The sequence below is a fragment of the Paraburkholderia sp. JPY465 genome (assembly GCF_050436725.1).
Taxonomy (GTDB): Bacteria; Pseudomonadota; Gammaproteobacteria; order Burkholderiales; family Burkholderiaceae; genus Paraburkholderia; species Paraburkholderia youngii.
Genome location: NZ_JBNDMT010000002.1, coordinates 1,404,798 through 1,425,000, shown reverse-complemented (window position 1 = coordinate 1,425,000; position 20,203 = coordinate 1,404,798). Strand labels below are relative to the sequence as shown.

Genomic DNA, 20,203 nt, shown 5'->3' with positions numbered 1-20,203 from the left:
GATTCACGATATGCGGAGGTGAGATGGCAACGCACGATTCGTCGCAGGCGCTCGATCCCGCGGACTATATCGCTCACCATCTGCAGAACTTTTCGACGACGTCGTCGGCTTCGGGTGCGGCCTCGATGGAACACGGTGTGGGTGCTTTCATTTTGAGCCCTCATGCGCTGGTTTTCGCTGCGGTGCTGTTCGTCGTGCTGGTGTGCGTTGCGGCGCTGAGGGATAGAGGCGCAATGTTCAGCGTCGGGCGCGCGATCGGTTTCGGGCGTCGTCTGTATGTGTGGTGGTCGTGCGCCTGGCGTCAGGGGCTCGCGAGTACGCTGCTTTTCATCGTCGCGGTGGTGGCGTTTCACTTTCTGGTGCCGCGCACGGCGGTGCCGCTGATGCAATTTTCCGAGCACGTGATTCCGTCTGAAGTCGCGAAGAGTTCACCGGCATGGTCGACGGTGATTGCGGCGATGCCGGCGATCGTCGCGCTTGCGATCTACCTGCTGGTGAGTCTGCCGATCGCCGGATACATGGTGCGCAGCGGCCTGGCCGCGCATGCTTTCGCCGGCTCGGAGCGTTTCGGCTTCTGGCGCGCGGTGTCGCTCGGGCTCACCACGTATCTCTGGTCGGTGCCTGGAAGCGTCGCGATTGCCGATGTCGGAATTTCATTGCCCAGTCATGCCGCGGATGCGCTGCGCGCGATTCTTGTCGTGGCGTGGGGGATGTATATCGTTTTGCCGAGGCAGGTGAAAAGGGTAGAAAGGTTTGCGGCGGGGTGAATATCCTCGAAGCGATTCGATGGTGCATGCGCGACGGCCCGCTCGAAGCGGGCCGTCTTCCATTGCCGCCGCCCACATGGGCAGCGCTCGCCCCACCTCAATGATGCGCGTAGACCGTGGCGAGGCCGGCAACGTCCTGTTGCTGTGACAGAGCCGGGACCTTGACCGCGCCGGCTCCGGCCGCCGACGACCCGTTCGCCGCCCCGCCATATGCCGACGCCGCCGCGCCGTTCAGCGCGCTCACGCGCGCCTCGGCGGCCTGGATATCCTGCGGATAGGTGTTGTAATCCGCGGCCGGGTTGTAACCTGCCTTTTCGAGTTGGACCAGTTCCGCGCGAACCTGGGCACGCGTAAGCGGCGCGTTGGACTGCGCGAACGAAACGACGGGGACAGCGACAACAGCGGCAACGACCAGCGACTTGATGAGTTTCATGGTATCCACCTGAGAGCAATTGAGTTGGTTCAGACCACGGTTGCGTGGCACGAGCGTCCAGTCACGTCGACGTCCGCTTTGCTTTGCGGCACCGCCGACTGGCATGGACGTATTTGAACCCCCTCATGTATCCCGCCTGTTTCCGCGAACCCCGACTTTTGCAACCGTGTATGTCGGGTTGCCCGGTGGATACACAACGATACGAAACTCGTCGAAATCACCGTGCACCATTACTGGCCGCGCGCTCGGCACTACCGCGCAGCTCCCCCAACGACGCGCCGTTCGGCCGCAGCCGCAGGCGCGGATCAAGCCGCTGCCACGGCAGATCGGCGGGGTCGGCGGCCATCGGGCCGGGCGCTTTCGCCACCAGATGGGCGGCGGCAATCGCGTCGAAGTCGGCGCGATAGTGAACCGAACTCTTGTTGACGAGAATCTTCATCCGTTCGGGTTCGATGCCGGCCGCGCGATAGAGATTGCGGTCGAAGATCTGCATCTTGACCGAGCTGACCGCAATCCTGACGCCGTCGATGCGCAGGCACGCCACCGGCCCGATATCGGTCCACATGCCGTTCATCATCGGCCCATCGAAGCGCACCCGCCCGTGGGAGAGGTGCTCGACCACGAAGCGCCCGGCGAGCGGCGCGTCCCCAGGCACGCCGGAGCCGCCCCCGAGTTCTAGCTTGATCGTCGCGCCGAGCCCCGCTTCGTGCGCCTTCGCCGCCGCTCGCGGATCCCAGATCAGGCCGACGGCGGCATCGCTCGCACCGTGACGCAGCAGCGCGCGCACGAGACCCATCGTGTTCGAATCGCCGCCCACGCCCGGGTTGTCCTGCGTATCGGCGATCACGACCGGTCCAGTCGCATGTTCGGCAAGCCGCATCGCTTCGCGCACGGCGGCGTCCGGGTCGAGGAAGCGCACTTCCCAGTCGCGCTCCTGCGCGACGATGGTCGAGGCCAGCGCATCGACGGCGGCGGTCACGGCGGCCTCGTCGAAGCCGTAGCCCCAGACCGCCGCGCCACATTCGGGGAAATCGGACGCCGGAAATCCTGGCGCGAACGACAGCGAGACGACGCCGTCGCGTTCCAGTGCCGCGAGACGATCGTACGTGCCGCGTGCCGGTTCGGCGAGCGTGCACATACCGTTGACTGGGATCAGGAACGGAATGCGGCGCACCGCGCGCTTGAGGCCACGCTCCGGCTCCGTTGCGAGGCGCATCAGGATTTGCGCGGCGCGAGCGCCGGTCTCGGCCATGTCGACATGGGGATAGGTGCGATACGCGACCATCGCATCCGCGTGCGTGAACATCTGCTCGGTCACGTTGGCGTGCAGATCGAGCGAGACCACCAGCGGGATTTCGCGGCCGACGATCGCCCGCACGCGCGCAAGCAGTTCGCCTTCGCCGTCGTCGAGATGCTCGGTGACCATCGCGCCGTGCAGGTCGAGATAGATGGCGTCGAAGCCGCCGCGCTGCACGGCCTCGAGGATTTCACGTGCGATGCGCTCATAGGCGTCTTCTGTCACGTGCGCGGAGGCGCTCGCGCCTGCCCAGATCACCGGCACGAGCGTATGGCCCGCCGCTTCCACCGCCTGAATGAAGCCGCCAGCGGGGACGTTCACGTCACGCAGCGCGAGCACGCCGGAGCCGCGCGCGAGCGGCGGAAAGCCCTCGCCCTGAACGAAGCTCTGCCAGCTTGCCTTGGTCGGGGCGAACGTGTTGGTTTCGTGCTGGAAGCCTGCGATGAGAATCTTCATTTCCCGTTACCTCGTTGATAAAGGATGGCTAATCGAATGGTTCCGTGGCGCGCCTTGAAAGCGCGGCACAAGGTCAGGGCTTCGTGGCAGCGAGCCGGAGCGGGAGGATCAGCAGCGCGGCAAGCAGCGACACGCCAGCCATTGCCAGCAGCGCAGGTTGCAGGCTGCCGGCCGCCGTCTTGATCCAGCCGATGGCCGCGGGCCCCCAGAAGCCGCCAGAAAGTCCGATGGTGTTGATGAGTGCGATGCCGCCCGCGGCGGCAGGCCCCTTGACGTACTCGGGCGGAATCGCCCAGAAGACCGTGTAGGCCATCCACAGCGCCATCGTCACGAGCGTGAGCAGCGTCAGCGTGAGCGCGAGATGATTGCCCGCGGCCGCGCAGGCGGCCAGCAGCAACGCGGCGGCGGCCGCAGGCGCCGCGCAATGCAGGCGCCGCTCGCCGAGCCGGTCCGAACGCGAGCCCATATAGAGCATGCCCACCGCCGCGGCAACGTACGGAATCGACGTGTACCAGCCGAGCGTGATCAGGTCGCTCACGCCCTGAGCCTTCAGGATGGCGGGCAGCCAGAAGCTGATCGCATAGATCGAGGCAATGATGCAGAAGTAGGCGAACGCCAGCACATAGACCTTGCGATCGCGCAGCACGTGTCGAAATGAAGTGCCATGAGCCTGCGCCACGCCGACTTCGGCTTCCAGCTGACGCTTGTCGGCGTCGCTGAGCCACGAGGCGTCGGCCGGGCGGTCAGGCAGATAGAGGAAGGTCGCGATGCCGAGCACGATGCACGGCAAGCCTTCGACGAGAAGCATCCATTGCCAGCCGGCGAGCCCGGCCTTACCTGCGAGCGTGCTCATGATCGCCGCCGAAACCGGGCCGCCGACAATCCCGCCGATCGGCCCGGCCAGAAACACCATCGCAATCGCGCGCGCCATGCGCGACGGCCCGTACCAGCGTGACAGATAGAAGATCATGCCCGGCGCGAAGCCGGCCTCGAACACGCCGAGCAGGAAGCGCATCGCGTAGAACGCCGGCACGCTGCGCACGAACAGCATGCAGGCCGATGTGATGCCCCAAAGAACGAGAATGCGGCCGAAGGTCTTGCGCGCGCCAATGCGCGGCAGCAGCAGATTGCTCGGCAGCTCGAACAGCACATAGCCGACGAAGAAGATGCCAGCGCCCACACCGTAAGCGGCATCGGAGAAGCCGAGATCGGTCTGCATCTGCAGCTTCGCGAAGCCGACGTTCACGCGATCGAGGTAAGCAAACAGATAGCAGATCAGAAGAAACGGCAGCAAACGCGCGTTGATCTTGCTGTAGAGCGCCGAAGCGTCGCCGCTTCGCGCGGTGGGAAGAATGGCCGCCATGTCTGTCTCCGAATGTGTGTCGACCGGGGGCAGCGTTTTGGCGCCTGCTCTGGTCGCATGCAATAGATGTGATGCGCATCGTGCGCAACACCATCCTGACCAGGGCAATCCTTGCTAGCAATAGCAACAAAGTTCACATATCGTTCCTCCGAGGGCAACGAAGCTATAGGCAAACGGGGGTGCGATGCGCGAAATCAATCAGCAGCGGCTGCGCTATTTCCACGAGGTGCTCGGGCACGGCACGATTCGCGGCGCCGCAGACAGCCTCAACACGTCGCCCTCGGTGATCACGCGGCAGATCAAGCTGCTCGAAGACGAACTGGGCGTGCAGCTGTTCGAGCGGCAGGCGCGCGGCGTCCGGCCCACCGAGGCGGCGGCGCATCTGCTGGAGTTTTGGCGCGGCTATCGCGCGCAGCAGGAGAAGTTCGAGGATCAGCTGCACGCGTTGCGCGGCTTGCAGCAAGGCCGCGTCGATCTGGCCGTCAGCGAGGGTTACGTGGATGCGCTGATTGCCGAGGTCATCACGCCGTTCTGTGTGCAATACCCGAAGGTCGATATCGGCCTGACCGTGCTGCCGGTCGACGACGTGCTCGATGCAGTTGCGGAAAGCCGCGCGCATATCGGACTCGCGTTCAATCCGCCGCCGCATCCGCGCGTCGAATATCGCGCGAGTTCCGCGCAGCCCGTGGTGTTGCTGGTGCGCCGCGACCATCCGCTCGCGCGGCGCGGCAAGCCCGCCACGATCGACGATCTGCTCGCGTGGCCGCTGGCGTTGATGCCGAGCACGTTCGGCATCGGGCACCTCGCAACGATGCTCGCGTTCGTCGAACACGTTGAGATCCGCGCGACGCTCACCACCAATTCCCTGACGGCACTCAAGCGGTTTGTCGCCGATGAAAACTTCGCGACGCTGATCGGAGAATTCGCGGCCTCGCGCGAGATTCAGGCTGGCGAACTGGTGACCGTGCCGATCGACCACGCGCTATTTCTAGGCACGAAGGCGCGCGTGCTGGTGAAATCCGGGCGGCCGCTCGTCGCGGCCGCGCACGAACTGCTCGCGTGGATCTTGCAGCGCATGACGATGTTCGCGGCGACGCGCACAGGCGAATCGGGGTGATTCACTGCGACCGCGCGGAATAGGCCCCTACCTGCCGCCTGCGCACCACCATCAACGAACAGATCCCGATGGACGCCACGATATTCACGGCCGGATAAAACGCCACGGCCACACTCCATTTCGGCACCGCAAGAATCGCGAGCCCGTATTTAAGAACACATAGCGCAAAGTACAAAAGACTCTCACTCCACGGATCAAGAATGGTCTTGCGCACCGTCGGCCCGAGGCCGACGAGTTCGATCAGCGTGACAAGACAGATCGACAACGTCGGATCATTGGTGAGTATCCAGAGCGGAATAGCCGACAACGCCGCGACGAGGCAAAGCCAATCAAAAGCGGTCCGCTGCCGCTCGCCCCGAAAGACGCTCGCCACGAGAACGAAGAAGCAGGTGGCCGCGATCGCCGCCGTGGACCACGCCGAAGGGCCTGCACCGGCGACGAATTGCCCGACAGCCGCAATTGCCGTGACGACCGACCAGACCAGCCACGTGAACAGATGAGGACGTACGCTGCCGCGCCAGATCGCAAGTCCATAAGGCAGAAACGCGACCAGCGAAACGATCGCGCCCACGACGCCGAACAGTCGGGTCATGTCTGCTCGCGAATCATGTTCGGCATCTCAGTCGCCGGGCAGCCGATAAGCGAACTCGTACGAATGCGCGCCATCGACGATGTCGATCTTGAACTCGCCTTCAATGCCGCTCAGCTCGCCCGTGCCCGAATCGGGCACGACCGTCACCGCGAGCGACGCAACACCGCGATTCATCACGCCGATATGCTGCAGCACGAACGTGCCCTGCTTGCCCGCCAGCGTGCCCGTGACCTGTTCGAGCGCGACATAGCCGGCCGAGCCTTTGACGTTCGTCATCGCGCTCAGCATTTGCCCTTGGGTGGTCGCGGCGAGATCGCCGGAGATCTGCTTGTCGATCGACATGCGGCCTAGTTTCGATTCGGTCTCCGCGTTTTCGAACGGCATCGGTTGAAGGGAGACGATGAAAGTGCCTTTTGCGATGTGCTGAGTCATCGGGATTTCCTCCTGACTTGAACGGGCGATGGCGAAGCGGCGGAACGAAACGCAACGCAATGTGACGCTTATGAAACGTAGCACACGTCGCTGTCAGTTAGCCGCACGCGCAGCGCTGTCAGCCGTGCCGAACGCGTCAGCGAACTCCCGCTTCAACCATGCGAGCGCCGGGTCGTGATCGTGCGCCGCGGCCCACATCAACGAAACTTCGTAGCCCGGCACCTCGAATGGCAACGGACTGAGCGCGAGACCGAGCGTATCGCGCCACACGCGGCCGATGAACTCCGGAACGGTCGCGATCGCCGCCGTGCGTTGCACGATGAACGGACTGGTCGCGAAGTTCGAACTCGAAAATACGACCTCGCGCTTCAGTCCCTGCAACTCCAGTCGTTCGTCGATGAAGCCGCGAAGCTCGGCGCTGAACGAAGTCAGCACATGGCGGTGGCGCAGAAATTCGTCCATCGACAAATGCTTGCGACGCGTCCTGACGAGCTTCGGGTTGTACACGCTCACGAAGCGCCATGAAAACAGCGGCATGAGTCGCTGCCACGGCACGCACTCGCGAAACACGCCGACTGCGAGTTCGATCGCGCCGTCGTCGAGCATCGCGGCGGCGCGCGTCGAATCGGTGGAGCGCGCGATGAGCTTCACGCCGGGCGCCGCCACGGCGAGGCGCGCCATGATCTCCGGCATCAGCAGCAGTTCGAGTGAATCGCTGAGGCCGATGCGGAACACCCGCTGCGCGCGGGCCGGATCGAACACGGACGGCTGCGTGAGCGCCTGATGCAGCGATTGCAGGAATGGCTCGATCTGCCGCGCGAGTTCGAGCGCGCGCGGCGTCGGCGTCATGCCTTGGGGTGTGCGCACGAACAGCTCGTCGCCGAAGGTCTCGCGCAAGCGTTTCAGCGCGCCGCTGACCGCCGGTTGCCCAAGAAACAGCCGCTGCGCGGCACGCGTGACGCTGCGCTCTTCCAGCAACGCGCGGAAGGTCAGCAGCAGGTTCAGGTCGAAGCGCCGAAAATCATTTTCAATGATGTTGGCCATGACGTTAAACGATTTGAATGATGGGCCCGCACCGCGCATTCTACTGCCACGGGGTCTTCCGTTCACTCTCAGGAGCAATGAAATGAACTGGCAAAATCAGAAGGTCGTGGTGCTGGGCGGTTCGTCGGGTGTTGGGCTCGCGACGGTGAAGCGGCTCGCGGCGGCTGGCGCGAGCGTCGTCGCGGTGGGGCGCGACCGCGCCAAGCTGGACGATGCGCTGAGCGGCATCGATGGACAGGTGACGGGCGACGCGCTCGATTGCACCGATCGCGCGGCGCTCGAACGCTTCTTCGGCGGGCTCGGCCGGATCGATCATCTGGTGATGACGCTGTCGGGCGGCGAAGGCGCGGGGCCTTTTGCCGAGCTGGATCTGGCCGCGCTGCGGCGCGGCTTCGAGGCCAAGTTCTGGCCGCAGCTCGAAGCGGCGCAGCGCGCGCTGCCCACCCTGCGTCGCGACGGCAGCATCACGTTTCTGACCGCGATTTCGGCGCGCATCGCGAATCCGGGCACGGCCGGTCTGGGCGCGATCAACGGCGCGCTCGAAAGCATGATCGGCACGCTCGCGCGCGAGCTGGCGCCGCTGCGCGTGAACGCGGTGTCGCCGGGGGTGATCGATACGCCGTGGTGGGACAGATTCCCCGCGAACGTGAAAAGCGAGGTATTCCGGCAGCAAAGCGAAACGCTACCGGTGCGGCGCGTCGGCCAGGCCGACGATGTCGCTCACGCGCTGCAGTTTCTGCTGGAGAACACGTTTATGACGGGGGCGGTGATCGAGTGTGACGGGGGCTTGCGACTACTCTGACGCACGGGCGCGGGAATGTGCGCTCGGGCGTCCTACGCCCTGCGAACCCGAACCGGCAGACACATCGTCGCCGCAAAGCACAGCAAATGCAGCGCGGCTAGCAGCACGAACATCGGCAGAAATCGGCTGGGCTGTACATCCGAAGCACCATGCAGCGTCAACGCGATCGCCATCGAAAGCAGCGTCGTGGCGAACGGGCCGCCCACTCTCTGCGCGATGTTCAACGCCGTATTCGCGACCGCGAGCCGTTCTCTCGCGATCGACGAATACGCGGCCGAGATCGACGGCACGCTGATCGTTCCCTGACCGACGCCCGCAAGGAACAGACTGACAGCGGCCCATCCGGTGGAGAACGAAGCGATGCTCATCCACAGAAACACGAGCGTGCTCAGAAACGCCAGCAATGCGCCGCCCGCCGCGAGCGCGCGGCAACCGAGCCGCTCGGTCAACCAGCCGATCGGCGGGAACGAGCACATCATGCCGACGCCGGTCGCCGCGAGCAGGCCGCCCGCGTGCGCGGCCGACAGACCGCAGCCCGCGATCAGAAAAAGCGGCACTGCAAGCTGTCGTCCATACATGATCCCGTTCGCGGAGAACTGCGCGAGTGCCGCGACCGAGAACGTACGCCTTGCAAACATGCGCGCGTCGATCAGCGCGGCATCGCCTTTGCGCAACGCGTACAGCACGAAGCCGGCGAGAAACACGGCGCCCGCAAGCAGCCACGCGAGGCCCACCGCGCGCAACGCGTTCTGAAGTCCATAGACGAGTGCGACCAGCCCGGGGGAGATCAGCGCGAAGCCGGTGAAATCGAACGGCCGCTTCTGCGACGCAGGGGCATCGTGCGGCAGCAGCAACACCGCAATCGCAATGCCGACAGCGCCCACCGGCGCATTGATGAAGAACAGCCACGGCCAACTCGCGTGCGCGAGGACGAGCCCGGCCAGCACCGGGCCGAGAATCGGACCGAGCAGAATGGGCAGCGCGGTGAAGCCCATCACGCGCTCGAGGTTCCTGCCGGCCACTCGTCCGATCATCATCTGCGCCATCGGTACGAGCACACCGGCGACGAGGCCCTGGAAGATGCGCGCGCCGATCAGCTCGCCGATCGTCTGCGCCGCGCCGCACAGCATCGACGCTATCGTGAACGTCGAAAAGCAGAACAGGTACAGCCGCCTCGCGCCGATGCGGTCGACCAGCCAGCCGTTGAGCGGCAACATCAACGCCATCGCGAGCAGGTAGCCGCTGACGATCCACTGCGCGGTGGCGATCGACGCATCGAGCGTATGGCCGATCGTCGACAGCGACACGTTGACGAGCGTCGAGTCCATCTGCGACATGAACGAACCGATCGACACGACCGCCGCGACCTTCCACACGGTCGGATCGATCCGCTCGGAAGCGGACGCGCAGACGCGCTCGCGCATGCCGCTCATCGGTGCTCGCGTGTACAGATAAAGGTCTGGCGTTCGCTCAGGCTCATGTGCCGGCTCACGCTGCGTTACCGCTCGCGGTCGCCGCGGCCGCGGGCTGTACCTGCTCGAGATGGCGCAGCAGCTTCGTCACCATTACCACGACGACGAACGCGAGGACCACGAAGAACAGCGCGAGCGGCGTGAGCACCTGCACCGACACGAAGCCGGCCAGCCCCATCATCGCCGAGGACACCAGCAACAGCGCGCAGCCGAGAATCGCGCTCGTCAGCCCAGCGATGTGCGGAAACAGCGAGTTGCCCTTCGCCATCAGCGTCGGATACATCGCGCCGGCGCAGAAGCCCATCACGAGCACGGGTGTCGCGAGCGTCCACACGCGCAGACCGACCGTCAGCGCGAGCAGCAGCATCACAACCGAAGCGGCCGCCATCAGCCGCGCGCCGATGCGCAATCGCTGCTCGGCGCTCGGCAGACGCGGACCGTGCAGCCGATTCGACAGACCGCCAAGGAAGTACATCATGCCGATGCCGAGCGCGAGATAGCCGAAGAAGGTCGGCGGTTTGTGCAGCGTGGTCTGCACCATGAACGGCCCGACGATGTTGAACACGAGCAGGATGCTGTAGCACAGGCCCTGCGCGAGGAAACAGCTTTGGAACACGGGGCTCGCGAGCACCTTGCGCGCGTTTGCGGTCAGCGTGCGCGGTTCGAGATGCACGGGCTTGGGCAAAGTCTCGCGATAGCGCCACAACAGCGCCCACATCACCAGCGAATAGATCAGCAGGAACACGAGGCACGCGCGCCAGCCGAACGCCGTCTGCAGATGCGCGCCAATCACCGGCGCGACGATCGGCGCGAGCCCCCACGCGATCGACATGTAGGTGAACGCATGCAGCAACGCCTGACCCGCGAACGAATCGGTGATGATCGCCTTCGCGAGCAGGTTCGTGCTCGCGATGCCGAAGCCCTGCAACGCACGGGCGAGGATGAACGTCTCGAGATTCGGCGCCGCGAGCGACAGCAGGCAGCCGACCGTGTAGACCGTCAGGCCGAACGCGAGCACGCGCTTGCGGCCATACGCGTCGGCGATCGGACCGAAGATCAGCTGGCCGAACGCGTAGGCGGCCATGTAGCCGGTGACGCTGGTCTGGATCGCTTGCGGGGAGGTGCCGAAGTAGTGCGCCATCGCGGGCAGCGCGGGCACGTAGATGTCGATGGCGAGCTGTCCGGCGGATGCGAACAGGCAGATCAGGAACAACAGGAAGCGCGGCGAGTTCGGGGCGGAGTCGGCGGAGGCGGGTTGGTCGGCAGTAGCGTGGCTCATGGGTGCATCGAAAGGGAACACTGGCGGCGCGGGCATCGGCGCGTTCGGATATCGAACGGAAAAGACGCGGTGTCCGGCATTATCGCCGGGTATTGTGCCCGTGGTATCGCAGGAAGTGGGATATTCCCTGGCGGGGGTGTGGGATGGCGCGGCCGACCGGCGCGCTATCCCGCCGCAACGACGCTCATCTCGCGCAATCTTCGATCGACCGCAGCAACGCTCCCTGGTCCGTCGGGTCCTGGAAGAATGCGACGAAGCTCGCGTGTTCGTCGTTTGCGATGCGGCCGGAGCAGTCCTTGCCTTTGAGCGGAGGGCGAGGCGCCGTCCAGATCATCGCCATCACGGCGAAGGCCAGCACGACGCCTGCAAAGACGAACCCGAGCAGCACCGACCTGGCGTCGTCCGACATTGCGCCCAGTCGAAGGGAAGCGTCTTGGGGCTCGCAACTTCTAGTTGAAGATGAGTTCATGCCGATGGCCCGATAGTCAGCGTTGAAAAACCAGCGCCACCATCTTCCATCTGCACGTAAGATTGGAAAAGTTGAGTTTACTGATCGCGCGATTCAGCTTTTCTGACCATGCCATTCCGACTCCGATGAGAGAAATCAGTCTCGACCGCCTGCGCACCCTCGTTGTCGTCGCCGACCTCGGCTCTTTTGCCGAGGCCGCCCGCGTTCTGCATCTCGCGCCACCCACGGTCAGTCTGCATATCGCGGATCTCGAAAGCCGCGTCGGCGCGCCGCTGCTGTCGCGCAAACGCGGCCAGGTGCGGGCATCGGCGATCGGGGAGACGCTGGTGGCGTATGCGCGTCAATTGCTGGCTGATGCCGAGCAGGCGTTGGAAGACGTGCGGCGACAGGTGGAAGGGCTCGGCGGACGGGTTCGGCTCGGCGCTTCCACCGCGGCCATCGCGAATCTGCTGCCGCAGGCGTTGGAACGGCTGGCCGACGAACATCCCGGCATCGACGTGCAAATTGCCGTATTGACTTCGCAGGAAACGCTGACGCGACTCGCGGACGAGTCGCTCGACGTCGGCATCGTGGCGCTGCCGCAAGCGCCGATACGCGGGCTATCGATCGAAAAATGGCGCCGCGATCCGGTGGTCGCATTCATGCCGGCCGGGTGGACGTGCCCGGCTCGCATCACGCCGCAATGGATCGCCGCGAAGCCGCTGATCCTGAACGACGCCACCACGCGGCTTTCCCGTTTGACGACGGAATGGTTCAGCGCGGCGGGGCAGCATCCCACGCCGCGCATTCAGCTCAACTACTCGGATGCGATCAAGAGCCTCGTGGCAGCGGGATACGGCGCCGCGCTGCTGCCGCAGGAAGCTGGTCGCTCAACGGCCGACGCACGCATCGTCACCCGTCCGCTACGCCCGGCGTTATGGCGGCAGTTGGGCCTGGCCTTCCGCGCAGGTACGGTGGAGCGTCCGACTCAGTATGTGCTCGACGTATTGCGGAGTTTGCGCTTGAGCTAGCGAACAAGACTACGCGGCCGCGGCCTTGCGTCTGTCCTGTTCCTCGCGATAAAGCGCGTACTCTTCCGCCATCGCTTTGGCAACGGTTGGCCTACGCGCGGTGCGTTCATAGTACTGCTGCACGGATGGCCATTGCGCGAGCTCGACGCCACCATAGCGCGCCCAGTTCAACACGGTGACCAGATAAGCATCCGCGACGGAAAACCGCTCCAGCAAAAACTCGCGTCCATGCAGATGCTGCTCCAGCACGTTCAATCGCAACGCCACTTTCTTGTGGGTATAGCTAAGAACGTCGGCGGCCGCGTCCGGATCGAGCAGCGGCACGAATACTCCCTTATGCAGTTCCGTGCTGATGAAGCCAAGCCACTCCTGCAATTTCGCGCGTTCCGCCGTGCCGGGCAGCGGCGCGAGCGCGGCTGCCGGAAAGGCGTCGGCCACATAAGGCAGGATCGCGCTGTTTTCGCGCAGCAGCCAACCGTCGCTGGTGCGAAGCACGGGGACCTGGCCTAACGGATTGATCGGATAGAAATCGGAGCCGTCGCGCAGCCGCTTGGATTTCGTGTCGACTTCGATAAAGCGCGCAGCGGCGCCCGCCTCGTAAAGCGAAATGCGCGTGGCGAGCGAACACGCGAGCGGCGAAAAATAAAGCTCCATGCTGATGTCTCCGGTTGTCGGTGAAGATGTTTTTTGTACTATAGTGAACAAAAATAGATCACGCCAGAGAATTTTATGCATACCGGTACAAAAACTGAGAAACGCTCGCGCGGACGACCGCGTAGCTACGATTCGCAACAGGCCCTGAACGATGCGCGCGACGCGTTCTGGTATGGCGGCTACTCGGGCACGTCGCTCGACGCGTTGAGCGAGGCGACCGGCATGAACCGGCCGAGCCTGTACGGCGCTTTCGGCGACAAGCACGCGCTGTATCTCGACACGCTCGATCGCTACATCGCGTTTGGCCGCGATGCGATGCAAGCCGCGCTGCATGGTGACCTGCCGCTCTCCGAGGCGTTGCTGGCCGTGTACGAAGGCGCGCTCGCGCTCTACTTTCCGCAAGGCGAGGTGGCGCGCGGATGCTTTCTGATCGGCACGGCGGCGGTGGAGTCGAGAGCGGATGCGCAAGTACGTGACAAGCTCGCGCACGGTCTCGCCACGTTCGATGCCGAGTTCGAGCGACGGTTCGAACGCGCGCATGCGCAAGGCGAACTCGATGCGGCCGCGAGTCCCGCGCTGCTCGCCAAAGTCGCATCGGCGATTCTGCATACTCTCGCGCTGCGCTCGCGCGCGGGCGACTCGCGCGAATCGCTGCGCGCGACGGCGCAGGCTGGCGTCGCGCTGATCTGCGGGGCGCCGGGCAAGAAGCCAGGCAAACCATCGAGCAAAATGCCGGGCATAAAGCCAGGCAAACCGCCGGGCAAACCGCGGCACAGGCCTAAAAACTGAAGCGCCGCGACCGCGCACCGCCTAGCGGTTGATGAACCGCTGAAACTGCGCCGGATAGCGCTCGCCCGCCACCTTGATCTGCTCGAGCGCCGCTTCGATGTCGGCGAGATCCGCCGGCGTCAGCACGACACTGGCGGCGCCGAGGTTCTCCGCGAGGCGCGGCAGCTTCGTCGTGCCCGGAATCGGCACGATCCATGGCTTTTGCGCGAGCAGCCACGCTAGCGCGATTTGCGCGCGCGTCATGCCTTTGCCGTCCGCGATCCGGCCGAGCACGTCGACGAGCGCTGCATTCGCCTTGCGGTTCTCTTCCGAGAAGCGCGGCGCGATATTGCGGAAATCGCTCTTGTCGAAGGTCGTGCGTTCGTCGATCGCACCGGTCAGAAAGCCCTTGCCGAGCGGGCTGAACGGCACGAAGCCGATACCGAGTTCTTCTAGCGTCGGCAGCACGCTGGCTTCGGGCTCGCGCCACCACAGCGAATACTCGCTTTGCAACGCCGCGACCGGCTGCACCGCGTGCGCGCGGCGGATCGACTCCACGCCCGCTTCGGACAGGCCGAAGTGCCCGACCTTGCCCGCGGCGATCAGATCTTTCACCGCACCGGCGACGTCCTCGATCGGCACGTTCGGATCGACGCGATGCTGATAGAACAGATCGATGCGGTCGGTTTTCAGACGCTTCAACGCAGCCTCGGCGACAGCGCGAATGGTTTCGGGCCGGCTGTTGAGCGGCTTTTTCGTGTCGCCGTCCTGAAAGCCGAATTTGGTCGCGATCACCACCTGATCGCGAAACGGCGCGACCGCTTCGCCGACCAGCTCTTCGTTCACAAACGGACCATAGACCTCGGCGGTATCGAAGAACGTGACGCCTTGCTCGAAGGCCGCGCGGATCAGTTCGATGCCCGCCGCTTTTTCGGTGGCCGGGCCGTAGCCGAAGCTCAGGCCCATGCAGCCGAGGCCGAGCGCGGATACTTCGAGGCCGCTTTTACCGAGTTGACGTGTTTGCATACGACGCTCCAGTTGATGCGCCCGGCCCCGGCTGCTGCCGGGGTCACGACGCTTTGAATACGACACGAGCCACGCGAGCCGTGGCATTGGAAGCGAGTTTAGGTTGCTGTGTGCGGCTCAACAATCTCTCTATACTTGCATGAGGTATTAAATCGAATTCACAAATGACGAATTCCCGACTACCGCGCGCGGGCCTTGCCGAACTGACCGCCTTCATCACGATCGCCGAGCAGCGCAGCTTCAGCGCGGCCGCGCGCGTGCTCGGACTTTCGCCGTCGGCGTTGAGTCACGCGATGCGCAACATGGAGTCGCGCCTCGACGTGCGGCTCTTCAATCGCACCACGCGTTCGGTCGCGTTGACGGAAGCTGGCGAGCAATTGCTACGGCGCGTGCGTCCGGCGCTAGCGGATCTCGACGACGCGGTCGGGGAAGTCACGGCCGCGCGCAACCGGCCGTCGGGCACGATCCGCATCAGCGCTTCGGAGGCGTCCGCGAAACAGCTCGTGCAACACGTGCTGCCGGATTTCTTTGCGCGCTATCCGGAGATTCACGTCGAGTTCGTGGTCGATTCGAGGCTCGTCGATATCGTCGCCGAAGGATTCGATGCGGGCATCCGCGTGCTCGAGGACGTGCCGCGCGACATGATCGCGGTTCGCTTCGGGCGCGACATGCGTCTGGTGGCGGTCGCGTCGCCCGAGTATCTCGCGCGTCATCCCGCGCCCAAGGCGCCGCACGATCTGATGCGCCACCGTTGCATTCGCTTTCGCTTTGAAAGCGGCACGCTGTATCGCTGGGACCTCACGCATCGCGGCAAGAGCGCGAGCATCGACGTGGACGGGCCGATGACGCTCGGCAATGTGAACCTGATGGTCGAAGCGGCGCTGGCCGGCATCGGCATCGCCTGGGTGCCGCTCGACCATGTGGCGGAACATGTCGCGAGCGGGCGGCTCGTGCAGTTGCTGGCGGAGTGGAGCCCGACCTTCGCGGGCTTGTGCCTGTACTACCCGGCCAACCGTCATCCGCCGGCCGCGCTGCGTTTGTTCGCCGACGCCGTGCGCGCTTGGGGCGAGCGGCAGTTGAGCGATGAGCGGGACAAGGACCCGCGACCTCCCGTGAAGCGAGCCGATGCCCGAAATCAGAAGCCCGAAACAAACTGAAACATGCACGTTAAGCGCTTTAGGGAATAAGACGGCAAACTTGGGCGTTTGCCTGATACCGGTAGCGTCGATTTCAAACCTCTTTCGCGGCATTCATCGCCTTCGTGAACGGAACTCCCTATGAACACCCGAGCGAACTCCCTGGCCGGTTCGACCGATGCGACTTGCCCGCCGCGTTACACGCGTACCGCGATGACATTGCACTGGCTGATCGCGTTGCTGATGATCGTCAACGTCGTGCTGGCTCTGTCCGCTGATTCGCTGCCCGACGACTGGGTGCGTCCGGTGATCGACACGCACAAATCGATCGGCATCACGGTGCTCGGGCTCGCGGTGCTGCGCATCCTGTGGCGCGTGTCGCACAAGCCGCCGCCGTTGCCGCGCGAGTTTCCGTCGTGGGAAAAGATGGCCGCCCATCTCGCGCACTTCGCGCTGTATTTGCTGATGATTGCGTTGCCGCTGTCCGGCTGGCTGCACGATTCGGCGTGGAAGGACGCGGCCACGCATCCGATGCAGTGGTTCGGCCTGTTCCAATGGCCGCGCATCGGCTACGTGATGCACCTCGACCCGGCATTGAAAGAGACATTGCACGATCGCTTCGGCGCGCTGCATACGTGGCTCGGCTATACGCTTTATGCGTTGCTGGCGATGCATATCGGCGGCGCGCTCAAGCATGAATGGCTCGATCGTAAATCGGTGTTGAAGCGCATGAAGCCGTGAAGCCGCGGCACGAACACGGTTTCAACAACCAACGGCCAACAGCCCCAACCTGACATATTCGCTTTGAAGAAGACCCTCGAACAGGCACTCGCAGCCGCGTCGCCACGCATCCTGCCGCGTCGCGCGACGCTATGGAGCACGCTGATCCATTCCAGCGTCGTCGTGCTGTGGGCGCTGCTGTTCGCGCGGGCGTTCTTTCTGCGCGGTGCGCTTGCGTGGTCGACCGGTATTGCATATGTCATCTATGACACGTTGCTGCTCGCGTTCGTCACGTGGAAATCGTTGCCGCTCACGCGCCGCACGGCGCCGCTCGAAGCCGACTACGAACGGCGCGAACTGCCGGGCATGGGTGTGATCGTCGCGTCGCATAACGAGGCGGCCGTGTTGCCGGTCACGCTCGCCGCTCTGCTGCGGCAAACGCACGGCCCAGCGCAGATCGTGATCGCCGACGACGGCTCCACCGACGCCACCGCCGACCTGCTCACGCAACGCTTCGGCCTCACGCCCGCCGCCGAAGGCGTGCTGAGCGCGCCAAGTTCGCTGCATCCGAATCTGTTCTGGCTGCGCGTGCCGCACGGCGGCAAGGCGCGCGCGCTGAACGCCGCGATCACCGTGATGACGACCGATACCGTGATGACCGTCGACGCCGACACGCTGCTCGACGACGACGCAACCTATGCGATGCGCGCCGCGTTCGCGAGCGAACCATCGCTCGTCGCGGCGGCGGGCATTCTCGTGCCGGTCTGCGGCAAGTCGCTGTCGGGCCGCGTGTTCCAGTGGTTCCAGACCTACGAGTACATGCGCAACTTCATCGCGCGATTCGCGTGGATGCGTGCGGACAGCCTGCTGCTGATCTCGGGCGCATTCGCGTCGTTCCGCCGCGATGCGCTTGTCGCGGTCGGCGGCTTCGATCCGCAGTGCCTGGTCGAGGACTACGAGCTGATTCACCGGCTGCGCCGCTATTCGATCGATCACGAGCTCGGCTGGGACGTGCGCGTGGTCGGCGAAGCGCACGCGCGCACCGATGCGCCCGACACCCTCGCAAGCTTTCTGCGTCAGCGCCGCCGCTGGTTCGCGGGCTTCCTGCAGACTCAGTACTGGAACCGCGACATGACCGGCAATCCGCGCTACGGCACGCTGGGCATGCTGATGCTGCCGATCAAGGCGATCGATACGATGCAGCCGATCTACGGCCTCACGGCATTCGCATTGCTACTCGGTTTTCTATTCGGCGGACACGGCGCGATCGTCGTGTCGATCTTTAGCGTGATCGGTCTGAAAACGGCGATCGACCTGGCGTTTTATCTGTGGAGCATCCATCTGTACCGGCGCTGGACCGGCGAGCGCAGCGGCAACAGCCTCGGCATGGCGATGCTCGCGGCCGTCGCCGAGCCGTTCACGTTTCAGCTCGCGCGTCATCTGGGCGCCGCGCTCGGCTGGCTGCAGTTTTTGCGCGGCGGCCGCGCATGGGGCGTGCAACGGCGCACCGGACTGGTCGCAGGCGACGAGGATTGAGCAAGTCGATGGACAGCTCATAACCCAGGTCAATGTTTCTGTAGGGAGGGTGTGGTAAAGGTAGATTCTTCACGCCGATGCCGCTGATGCGCAACGTGTGCTGCGACGCATCGCGCATGCCCGCGACAGTGCCATGCGGCGGCCGCATCAAGTAGACTGGTGAAGATGCCGCACTGCCATGCAGCGCGGCAACCTTCTATCCGCTCGTGCACGGAGGCTTGACCTATGCATGCAGTTCCCCCGCTAGAACAGGAACAGGAAATCGCCGGCGCCGCGCTTGCCGCCGCGCCTGCTCAAGCCACTCACGACGCGCCGGTGCGTGATCTGCGCCGCGTCGCCATTCATCCCGATTACTGGTACCCGCTCGCGTGGTCGCATGAAGTGAAGCGCGGCAAGACGCTCGGCGTGACCTTCGCCGGCGATCCGATCGTGCTCGCGCGCACCGAGAGCGGCAAGGTGTTCGCGCTCGAAGACCGTTGTGCGCATCGGCAAGTGCCGCTGCATCAGGGCGTGGTCGACGGTGAATCGATTCGCTGCGGCTATCACGGCTGGACCTACGACTGCTCGGGCACCTGCATCGACGTGCCGTACCTCGGCCGCGAGCGTTTGCCGAACGGCGTGCGCTCTTATCCGTGTCAGGAAGTGGAGGGACTGATCTTCGTGTTTCCCGGCGATGCCGCGCTCGCCGACGAACGGCCGCTGCCGGACTTTCGTTCGGTGTCGGACCCGAAGTACAAGACGCGCCGCTTCGGCCGTCCGGTCAAGTGTCATTATTCGTTCATGCACGAGAACTTGATGGACATGAATCACCAGTTCCTGCATCGACGCCAGATGGGGCAGATGCGCGCGCGTTCGCTCGGGCGGCGGCGCGGTGAGGGCTGGGTCGAGATCGACTATACGTTCGCGCGGATGGCGGGCCAGCAGCCGATTGGCGAGGCGATGGTGTTCGGCGAGCGGCGCAAGACCGGTGGCTTCAACCACAAAGACGTGATGACGATCCGCACCGAATACCCGTACCAGACCCTGCAGATCCGCAACAACGACAAGACGCTGGTGATGGACCTGTGGATCGTCTATGTGCCGCTCGATCGCGAGCAGCGCACCAACCGGACCTTCGGGCTGCTGTCGATCCGCAAACCCGGCATTCCGGGCGTGATGAATCTTGCATGGCCGCTGCTGGTGTGGTTCACCGAGCGCATTTTCAAGGAGGATCGCGAGATCGTCGAGGCGGAGCAGCGCGCCCACGATTCGCAGGGAGCCGACTGGAATCACGAGGTATTCCCGGTCATCAACGACCTGCGCGCGCTGTTGCGCGAGTGCGGCGCGCCGGACAAGGTGGTCGGCGCGGGCACTGGCGATACCTCGGTGATCCGCTTCTGGGATTCGCGTCACGGCAATCCGCTCGCGAAGACCTGAGCGCAGCGCGGCGCGCTGCGGGTGTGTTCACCGGCGCCGCGCAAGCGGTCCCGCCACGGCTTTCTCCCTCGCTGGGAATTAATCCATCTCCGCACGGTAGACAATGCGCGGCGCGCAAGCGGCGATAATGTCGCACGGTACCGTTATTGCTCGCGAGTTTGCGCCAATCGACATTCGTCGCGTCTGCACCCGTGTACCATTGCGCTTTTTTCGAACTTCAAGACTCGCTCGTGACCACGCAACAATCCCCCACCGCCTCGCGTAAATCCCTCACTCTGCTGCAACTGCTTGGCCTGATCGGCGCCGCGGGCCTGATCGCGTCGTACGCGCTGAACCTGCTGTTACAGGCGCACTGAAGCAGCGCCCGCGTCGCGCGGGCAGCCTTTCGCCGGCGCGCGTCGCCGGCTTTCTCGA

At 64.5% G+C, this 20,203-nt stretch carries 21 protein-coding genes; 10 read left to right on the top strand and 11 right to left on the bottom strand.

The window, feature by feature from the left end; genetic code table 11:
- The first annotated feature begins 23 nt into the window (after nucleotides 1–23).
- Nucleotides 24–767 carry a hypothetical protein gene (locus tag QFZ94_RS08625; protein WP_429456260.1) on the top strand — a complete coding sequence of 248 codons (744 nt, stop codon included), beginning with the start codon at nucleotides 24–26 and terminating at the stop codon, nucleotides 765–767.
- A gap of 97 nt (nucleotides 768–864) precedes the next feature.
- Here the strand turns inward: QFZ94_RS08625 and QFZ94_RS08620 are convergent, their stop codons facing one another.
- The 3 genes from QFZ94_RS08620 to QFZ94_RS08610 form a co-directional block, all read right to left on the bottom strand.
- Nucleotides 865–1,200, bottom strand: coding sequence for a DUF4148 domain-containing protein (locus QFZ94_RS08620; protein ID WP_368583414.1), 336 nt, complete (start codon nucleotides 1,198–1,200; stop codon nucleotides 865–867).
- A gap of 217 nt (nucleotides 1,201–1,417) precedes the next feature.
- Nucleotides 1,418–2,953 (bottom strand): M81 family metallopeptidase, encoded by a 1,536-nt coding sequence (locus QFZ94_RS08615; RefSeq protein WP_429456258.1) that lies wholly within the window; start codon nucleotides 2,951–2,953, stop codon nucleotides 1,418–1,420.
- Between the two features lie 73 nt (nucleotides 2,954–3,026).
- The gene (locus QFZ94_RS08610; RefSeq protein ID WP_429456256.1) at nucleotides 3,027–4,316 is read right to left on the bottom strand and encodes an MFS transporter; all 1,290 of its coding nucleotides are present in this window, start codon (nucleotides 4,314–4,316) and stop codon (nucleotides 3,027–3,029) included.
- A 184-nt stretch (nucleotides 4,317–4,500) separates the two neighbouring features.
- Here QFZ94_RS08610 and QFZ94_RS08605 point away from each other — a divergent pair, with 184 nt between their 5' ends.
- Nucleotides 4,501–5,433 carry a LysR family transcriptional regulator gene (locus tag QFZ94_RS08605; protein ID WP_429456254.1) on the top strand — a complete coding sequence of 311 codons (933 nt, stop codon included), beginning with the start codon at nucleotides 4,501–4,503 and terminating at the stop codon, nucleotides 5,431–5,433.
- 1 nt (nucleotide 5,434) lies between these two features.
- Here the strand turns inward: QFZ94_RS08605 and QFZ94_RS08600 are convergent, their stop codons facing one another.
- From QFZ94_RS08600 to QFZ94_RS08590, 3 genes are all read right to left on the bottom strand, one after another.
- A complete protein-coding gene (locus QFZ94_RS08600) occupies nucleotides 5,435–6,025 on the bottom strand; it encodes a hypothetical protein (RefSeq protein WP_429456252.1) in 591 nt (196 codons plus the stop codon).
- A gap of 27 nt (nucleotides 6,026–6,052) precedes the next feature.
- Nucleotides 6,053–6,457: a DUF3224 domain-containing protein gene (locus QFZ94_RS08595; protein WP_429456250.1), complete on the bottom strand. Its 405-nt coding sequence runs from the start codon at nucleotides 6,455–6,457 to the stop codon at nucleotides 6,053–6,055.
- A 93-nt stretch (nucleotides 6,458–6,550) separates the two neighbouring features.
- Nucleotides 6,551–7,501 carry a LysR family transcriptional regulator gene (locus QFZ94_RS08590; protein WP_410848698.1) on the bottom strand — a complete coding sequence of 317 codons (951 nt, stop codon included), beginning with the start codon at nucleotides 7,499–7,501 and terminating at the stop codon, nucleotides 6,551–6,553.
- An 82-nt stretch (nucleotides 7,502–7,583) separates the two neighbouring features.
- Between QFZ94_RS08590 and QFZ94_RS08585 the strand changes: the two genes are divergently transcribed.
- Nucleotides 7,584–8,303 carry an SDR family oxidoreductase gene (locus QFZ94_RS08585; protein ID WP_429456248.1) on the top strand — a complete coding sequence of 240 codons (720 nt, stop codon included), beginning with the start codon at nucleotides 7,584–7,586 and terminating at the stop codon, nucleotides 8,301–8,303.
- Nucleotides 8,304–8,335: 32 nt separating this feature from the next.
- Here QFZ94_RS08585 and QFZ94_RS08580 read toward each other — a convergent pair whose 3' ends face one another.
- The 3 genes from QFZ94_RS08580 to QFZ94_RS08570 form a co-directional block, all read right to left on the bottom strand.
- On the bottom strand, nucleotides 8,336–9,736 hold the full coding sequence (locus tag QFZ94_RS08580; RefSeq protein WP_429456246.1) for a DHA2 family efflux MFS transporter permease subunit: 1,401 nt from the start codon (nucleotides 9,734–9,736) through the stop codon (nucleotides 8,336–8,338).
- Nucleotides 9,737–9,791: 55 nt separating this feature from the next.
- Nucleotides 9,792–11,054, bottom strand: a complete 1,263-nt coding sequence (locus QFZ94_RS08575) for a multidrug effflux MFS transporter (protein WP_410848695.1) — start codon at nucleotides 11,052–11,054, stop codon at nucleotides 9,792–9,794.
- A gap of 184 nt (nucleotides 11,055–11,238) precedes the next feature.
- On the bottom strand, nucleotides 11,239–11,463 hold the full coding sequence (locus tag QFZ94_RS08570; RefSeq protein ID WP_429456243.1) for a hypothetical protein: 225 nt from the start codon (nucleotides 11,461–11,463) through the stop codon (nucleotides 11,239–11,241).
- 185 nt (nucleotides 11,464–11,648) lie between these two features.
- Between QFZ94_RS08570 and QFZ94_RS08565 the strand changes: the two genes are divergently transcribed.
- Complete coding sequence (locus tag QFZ94_RS08565) at nucleotides 11,649–12,533, top strand: LysR family transcriptional regulator (RefSeq protein WP_429456241.1); 885 nt, start codon at nucleotides 11,649–11,651, stop codon at nucleotides 12,531–12,533.
- A 9-nt stretch (nucleotides 12,534–12,542) separates the two neighbouring features.
- On the opposite strand, the gene QFZ94_RS08560 is transcribed toward QFZ94_RS08565, so the two are convergent.
- A complete protein-coding gene (locus QFZ94_RS08560) occupies nucleotides 12,543–13,187 on the bottom strand; it encodes a glutathione binding-like protein (RefSeq protein WP_429456239.1) in 645 nt (214 codons plus the stop codon).
- 75 nt (nucleotides 13,188–13,262) lie between these two features.
- Between QFZ94_RS08560 and QFZ94_RS08555 the strand changes: the two genes are divergently transcribed.
- Nucleotides 13,263–13,976, top strand: coding sequence for a TetR/AcrR family transcriptional regulator (locus tag QFZ94_RS08555; protein ID WP_429456237.1), 714 nt, complete (start codon nucleotides 13,263–13,265; stop codon nucleotides 13,974–13,976).
- A 21-nt stretch (nucleotides 13,977–13,997) separates the two neighbouring features.
- On the opposite strand, the gene QFZ94_RS08550 is transcribed toward QFZ94_RS08555, so the two are convergent.
- Nucleotides 13,998–14,981: an aldo/keto reductase gene (locus QFZ94_RS08550; RefSeq protein WP_429456235.1), complete on the bottom strand. Its 984-nt coding sequence runs from the start codon at nucleotides 14,979–14,981 to the stop codon at nucleotides 13,998–14,000.
- A gap of 164 nt (nucleotides 14,982–15,145) precedes the next feature.
- Between QFZ94_RS08550 and QFZ94_RS08545 the strand changes: the two genes are divergently transcribed.
- From QFZ94_RS08545 to QFZ94_RS08525, 5 genes are all read left to right on the top strand, one after another.
- Nucleotides 15,146–16,138: a LysR substrate-binding domain-containing protein gene (locus QFZ94_RS08545; RefSeq protein WP_429456233.1), complete on the top strand. Its 993-nt coding sequence runs from the start codon at nucleotides 15,146–15,148 to the stop codon at nucleotides 16,136–16,138.
- A 120-nt stretch (nucleotides 16,139–16,258) separates the two neighbouring features.
- Nucleotides 16,259–16,858 carry a cytochrome b gene (locus tag QFZ94_RS08540; RefSeq protein ID WP_429456231.1) on the top strand — a complete coding sequence of 200 codons (600 nt, stop codon included), beginning with the start codon at nucleotides 16,259–16,261 and terminating at the stop codon, nucleotides 16,856–16,858.
- 63 nt (nucleotides 16,859–16,921) lie between these two features.
- The gene (locus tag QFZ94_RS08535; protein ID WP_429456229.1) at nucleotides 16,922–18,373 is read left to right on the top strand and encodes a glycosyltransferase family 2 protein; all 1,452 of its coding nucleotides are present in this window, start codon (nucleotides 16,922–16,924) and stop codon (nucleotides 18,371–18,373) included.
- A gap of 225 nt (nucleotides 18,374–18,598) precedes the next feature.
- A complete protein-coding gene (locus QFZ94_RS08530) occupies nucleotides 18,599–19,789 on the top strand; it encodes a Rieske 2Fe-2S domain-containing protein (RefSeq protein ID WP_368583396.1) in 1,191 nt (396 codons plus the stop codon).
- 230 nt (nucleotides 19,790–20,019) lie between these two features.
- Nucleotides 20,020–20,145, top strand: coding sequence for a hypothetical protein (locus QFZ94_RS08525; RefSeq protein WP_368583395.1), 126 nt, complete (start codon nucleotides 20,020–20,022; stop codon nucleotides 20,143–20,145).
- Nucleotides 20,146–20,203 lie beyond the last annotated feature (58 nt).